The 4290-nt window shown below is 51.2% G+C and carries 6 protein-coding genes and 1 pseudogene; 5 read left to right on the forward strand and 2 right to left on the reverse strand.

Going from position 1 to position 4290, the window contains the following annotated elements; translation table 11 throughout:
- The coding region (locus A3766_RS15395) for a transposase (protein ID WP_197479589.1) at positions 1 to 497 on the forward strand (497 nt) is incomplete at its 5' end.
- Positions 498 to 591: 94 nt separating this feature from the next.
- On the opposite strand, the gene A3766_RS32035 is transcribed toward A3766_RS15395, so the two are convergent.
- A complete protein-coding gene (locus A3766_RS32035; protein WP_068553683.1) occupies positions 592 to 852 on the reverse strand; it encodes a hypothetical protein in 261 nt (86 codons plus the stop codon).
- Between the two features lie 141 nt (positions 853 to 993).
- On the opposite strand from A3766_RS32035, the gene A3766_RS15405 reads away from it, so the two are divergent.
- The 4 genes from A3766_RS15405 (at position 994) to A3766_RS29715 (ending at position 4053) form a co-directional block, all read left to right on the forward strand.
- The gene (locus A3766_RS15405) at positions 994 to 1974 is read left to right on the forward strand and encodes a sterol desaturase family protein (RefSeq protein ID WP_068510539.1); all 981 of its coding nucleotides are present in this window, start codon (positions 994 to 996) and stop codon (positions 1972 to 1974) included.
- Between the two features lie 64 nt (positions 1975 to 2038).
- Positions 2039 to 2989: an alpha/beta hydrolase gene (locus A3766_RS15410; protein ID WP_068510537.1), complete on the forward strand. Its 951-nt coding sequence runs from the start codon at positions 2039 to 2041 to the stop codon at positions 2987 to 2989.
- Positions 2990 to 3016: 27 nt separating this feature from the next.
- Positions 3017 to 3721: a hypothetical protein gene (locus A3766_RS15415; protein ID WP_068510535.1), complete on the forward strand. Its 705-nt coding sequence runs from the start codon at positions 3017 to 3019 to the stop codon at positions 3719 to 3721.
- 110 nt (positions 3722 to 3831) lie between these two features.
- Positions 3832 to 4053: a hypothetical protein gene (locus tag A3766_RS29715; protein WP_068510533.1), complete on the forward strand. Its 222-nt coding sequence runs from the start codon at positions 3832 to 3834 to the stop codon at positions 4051 to 4053.
- On the opposite strand, the pseudogene A3766_RS32040 reads toward A3766_RS29715, so the two are convergent.
- A pseudogene (locus A3766_RS32040) lies at positions 4024 to 4290 on the reverse strand (hypothetical protein); the annotation flags it as partial. The gene A3766_RS29715 and the pseudogene A3766_RS32040 sit on opposite strands and share 30 nt — an antisense overlap.

Consider the following 4290-nt stretch of genomic DNA (forward strand, 5'->3'; position numbering starts at 1 on the left):
GCTACGAGCTCAAAACCCCTTACCGCAATGGCACTACGCATGTGATCTTCGAACCACTGGATTTCATTGCCAAGCTAGCGGCTTTGGTACCCAAGCCTAGGGTCAACCTTACTCGATTCCACGGGCTTTTTGCACCGAACAGCAAACACCGCGTTCAAGTAACACCCGCTAAGCGGGGCAAAAAGCCCGATCAATCGGAAGGTCTCGATACTGACTGGTGTGACAAGAGCCCTGCAGAGCGCCACCGCGCTATGACCTGGATGCAACGACTCAAGCGTGTTTTTACCATCGACATCGAGGTCTGTGAACACTGCGGTGGCCAAGTCAAAGTGATTGCAAGCATTGAAGACCCGAAGGTGATTGAGCTGATTCTTAATTACCTCAGGCAGAAAGCCGCTAAGGTTGACGCTGCCAAACAGCACGAATTGCCGCCAGAGCGAGCCCCGCCACTGACTCCCAGCCTGTTCGACCCATCGCAGACTCGCCTATTTAATTGACGCTCCTAAGTTCTCAATCCATGCACTGTCAGCCTTTGCGGCAGGCCGGTGGGGCAACTGTCGGCTAGAGATCCATTCGCCAGGCACTTTTCGGTCAAATCGACCAAAATACGACCTGCTTTGGGCGCTGTGAAGCTAAATTCTGGGGCTTAGGCAATAAAAATGAGCAGCAATTTCGGGTATGATACTTCAGCTTAGGGGTGAAAAGGTGCTTTATACTTCCTATACCCACAATATCGGTGGGGCTGCGGCTGTCGAGCCACAGGCGAATGTCGGGGGCGGGCAAGTTTTCTTTGTCGAGCCAGTCGGTGAGCAGTTGCACCCACGCGCCGGTGACACGCATTGCGGTTGCCATTGGGCCCCCTCGAAATCCATTGTGGCGTATATTGTCAAAAAATAGGCGTATTTCGTCAATTGCTGATTAAAAAATAGGCGTAAAGTGAGTGTATTGCGTAATCGCGCTAACAACACTACCGACATAACAACGAGGCGATGCATGAATATCTCCCAGTGGTTTGACGAACTTTGGCTCACTAGCGGTTTGCCGCAACTGCTCGCTCTTGCGCCCGACTGGCTGGCACTGGATACGCGCCAACTTATCTTTGTGATCGCCACGCCGTTTTTCATTGGCGTGTTCGCGTGGGAGTTTTTGCGCATTCGCAATAATCCCGTACTGGTGGATGTGCGTGAATCGGTGCGTAATTTTATGCTCGGTGCCGGCTACCAAATTACCGAGCTGCTTTTCGCAGGGCTGATTTCCTTTCCTGTGTATGCGTTTGTGTACTATCACCGCGTGGCAGACATCGAGCTAACATGGGTCACCGGGATTGCGCTGTGGTTTCTGGTGGATTTGTGTTTTTACTGGATGCACAGAAGCTCTCACCGCGTACGTTGGTTTTGGGCTGCCCATGTGACGCATCACTCGTCTGAGCGAATGAACTTCTCTACGGCGATGCGCCAAAACGCCACCAATATTTTTAACGGCGGCTGGCTGTTTTATTTGCCGCTGGCATGGGTGGGCTTTAATCCGGTGTGGATTGGCATTTGTTATGCGTTGTCGTTGGTCTATCAGTTCTTCATTCACACGACATTGGTGGGCAAGTTGCATCCGGTAATCGAGTTTATTTTCAATACGCCTAGCCACCACCGTGTGCATCATGCGCGCAATCCAGAATACATCGATAGAAACTACGGCGGCGTGTTCATTATTTACGATCGCCTGTTTGGAACTTTCGTCGAAGAGCGAGAAACGCTGCCAGTGGAATACGGCATTACGCGCCCGGTTTATAGCAATAACTTGATCGTCAATTGGTGCCATGAGTACCGCGATATGTTTCGTGACATGGCCCGCAAAGGGGGCTTATGGAAGCGTTTGCAGCATCTCTGGATGCCGCCTGAATGGCAACGACCCGAGGCGGAAAAACGGTCGCAAGCCCAACCGCACGATGACACTGCGGCAGAGGTAGGGAAACGCTAGCGGACATGACAGCAACGGCACAGGCGACGTATTATCGAAGGATCTTGATACGTTGTGTGTGCCCATGACTAGCCCGTTTGATCAACAACATATTCAACAGCATTGGCAGCCGCTGAATTGGCGTGCATTTGACCCGCTTGATGAGGCCAGCCAGCGCTATATTCGCTATTACGGTCTTGATTTCGCCGATGCGTTGCCGGCGTTGTCTCATGGTTTTGGTTATTTTGACGCCGCAGGGCATCGTGTCTCTGTGCATGCTTGGCGGCCAGAAAATCCGCGCGGCACCGTGCTGGTGTGTCACGGGTATTTTGACCATGTTGGTTTGTACCGCCATATTATTGGCCACGTGCTATCGCTGGGGTATGCGGTGCTTGCTTATGATCTGCCAGGTCATGGATTAAGCTCCGGCGCGCGCGCGGTGATCGATGATTTTCGTACCTACCGCGAAGTCATGGAAAACTGCCTCGCATTGGCAGAGAACCATTTGCCAAAACCTTGGCATGTCATCGCACAAAGTACCGGGGGTGCGATAGTGATGGATTATTTGCTGAGTTTTTCCCCGGAAAAAACCTTCCCGTTTGAGCGCGCTATTCTGCTTGCGCCGTTAGTGCGCCCATTTCGTTGGCCGTTTGTGAAGTGGCTACATACCGCAATCAGTCCGTTCGCGAAACAAATTAAACGTGTTTTCTCGATTAACTCCGGAGACAGCGAGTTTCTCGATTTTCTCGAAAATCATGACCCACTTCAGCCGCGCCATGTGCCTGCACAATGGGTTGGCGCACTGAAAAAATGGTTGCCGCATTTTCTCAAAAATTCACCGGTGACCTTTAGTCCAGTCGTCATACAAGGCGACAGTGATGAAACGGTAGACTGGCGGTTTAATCTTAGTGTTATTCGTGAAAAATTTACTGACCCACAGATTCATATGCTGACCGGCGCGCGCCATCATCTGGCTAACGAGCACAGCAATTATCGAAAAGAAATCTTCGCCATTATTGACCGGTATTTGGCGTAGTCATGGCGTTAATAATTAAGGAATGATATGCGCGGTAGGGTGGGGATTGTAATAACAAAATTAAGTGTCGGCATATTGGTGCTTCTGATCGGCACACACGCTTATGCGGACATCCATTATCGTTGCATGCTTAACGAAGAAGAGCGCATTGTCTCTGTGATTTATGGCCAACAAAATGGCGTGCCGCCCTGTGAAGTGCGTTATCAAAAAGACGGTGACGAACAGGTGCTATGGCGCACTCGCACGGAGCAAGATTTTTGTGCCCGTAAAGCCGCCGCGTTTGTTCAGCAGCTAGAAAATTGGCATTGGCTTTGTAAGCAACACGACACCACCCAAGCGGTGCAGCCGATGGTGAGTGAGCAGCCAGTACCGCCGAGATATCTTGCCTATCAACAGCAGCATGCACTTGCGCAAACGTTGGCAGCGGCAGCAGCGATGAAAATGGAAGTGATGTCTTATCGTTATCAGTATGGTCGTTGGCCAGCGGAGATCGACGATTTGGGTTATACCGATGCGCAAATGAAAACCAGCACGATGATTCGTGATATGCGGATTACCCGCGGTGGGGTGATTCGTGTCTTAGCGGCAGAAAAGCTCGGTGAGCATGCGGCGGTGGTATTGACCCCAGTTGACGTGCTGGGTGGGCAAAGTATTGAGTGGCGCTGCGAGACAAATGTCTCGGTATCCGGCGACTTATGTCGTTACCAAGAAGGCGCATCGTTTTACCGTTAGCCGCGTGGCCCCCTTTGTGTGGAAAAATTAGCGAAGCGGTGCACGTTTACTTGCGGTATTGACCTGCTATGCTCAAATAACGGTGGCCGTAATGCGTGTGAGGTGTTGCCATGCACAGCATTAAACAAAAAGTGACAACGCGCTGGCGCGACATGAAGCATGCGCTCCATTGGTGGGGTATTGCGCATTTAGCTAGCCCATTAAAAGGCGAGATCGCGTTGAGCCGATTTTTAGCCTATTACCACCTTGAGCGTGAAGACATCATTGCGCGCGCGCATCAACAGGCCGCGTTATTTGCCAATGATCACGGTAGCGATTGCCGCGATTTGTAATAGTAACCACAGAGTTTGCGTCCCGACTTGAAAACGCGAAATAGTGGTAATCCCCCGGATCACAATAGGGATAACCGCCACAGCGCAAATGAAATACCCGATCGATAGCGGAATACCCAGCAAGGCATGTAAAGCCGATGCGAGAATAGCGGCTTCAATCGCAAAGAAGATAAAAGTAAACGAAGCATAAATAAGTGACGTGACTGTGGAGCCTAAGTAGCCAAACCCGGCACCTCG

The sequence above is a fragment of the Oleiphilus sp. HI0132 genome (assembly GCF_001635845.1).

What these genes read in the sequence shown, in the direction of transcription:
- A3766_RS29715 (WP_068510533.1), top strand. Translation starts at nt 3,832, where the DNA reads ATGCACAGCATTAAACAAAAAGTGACAACGCGCTGGCGCGACATGAAG.
- A3766_RS15405 (WP_068510539.1), top strand. Translation starts at nt 994, where the DNA reads ATGAATATCTCCCAGTGGTTTGACGAACTTTGGCTCACTAGCGGTTTG.
- A3766_RS32035 (WP_068553683.1), bottom strand. Translation starts at nt 852, where the DNA reads ATGGCAACCGCAATGCGTGTCACCGGCGCGTGGGTGCAACTGCTCACC.
- A3766_RS15410 (WP_068510537.1), top strand. Translation starts at nt 2,039, where the DNA reads ATGACTAGCCCGTTTGATCAACAACATATTCAACAGCATTGGCAGCCG.
- A3766_RS15415 (WP_068510535.1), top strand. Translation starts at nt 3,017, where the DNA reads ATGCGCGGTAGGGTGGGGATTGTAATAACAAAATTAAGTGTCGGCATA.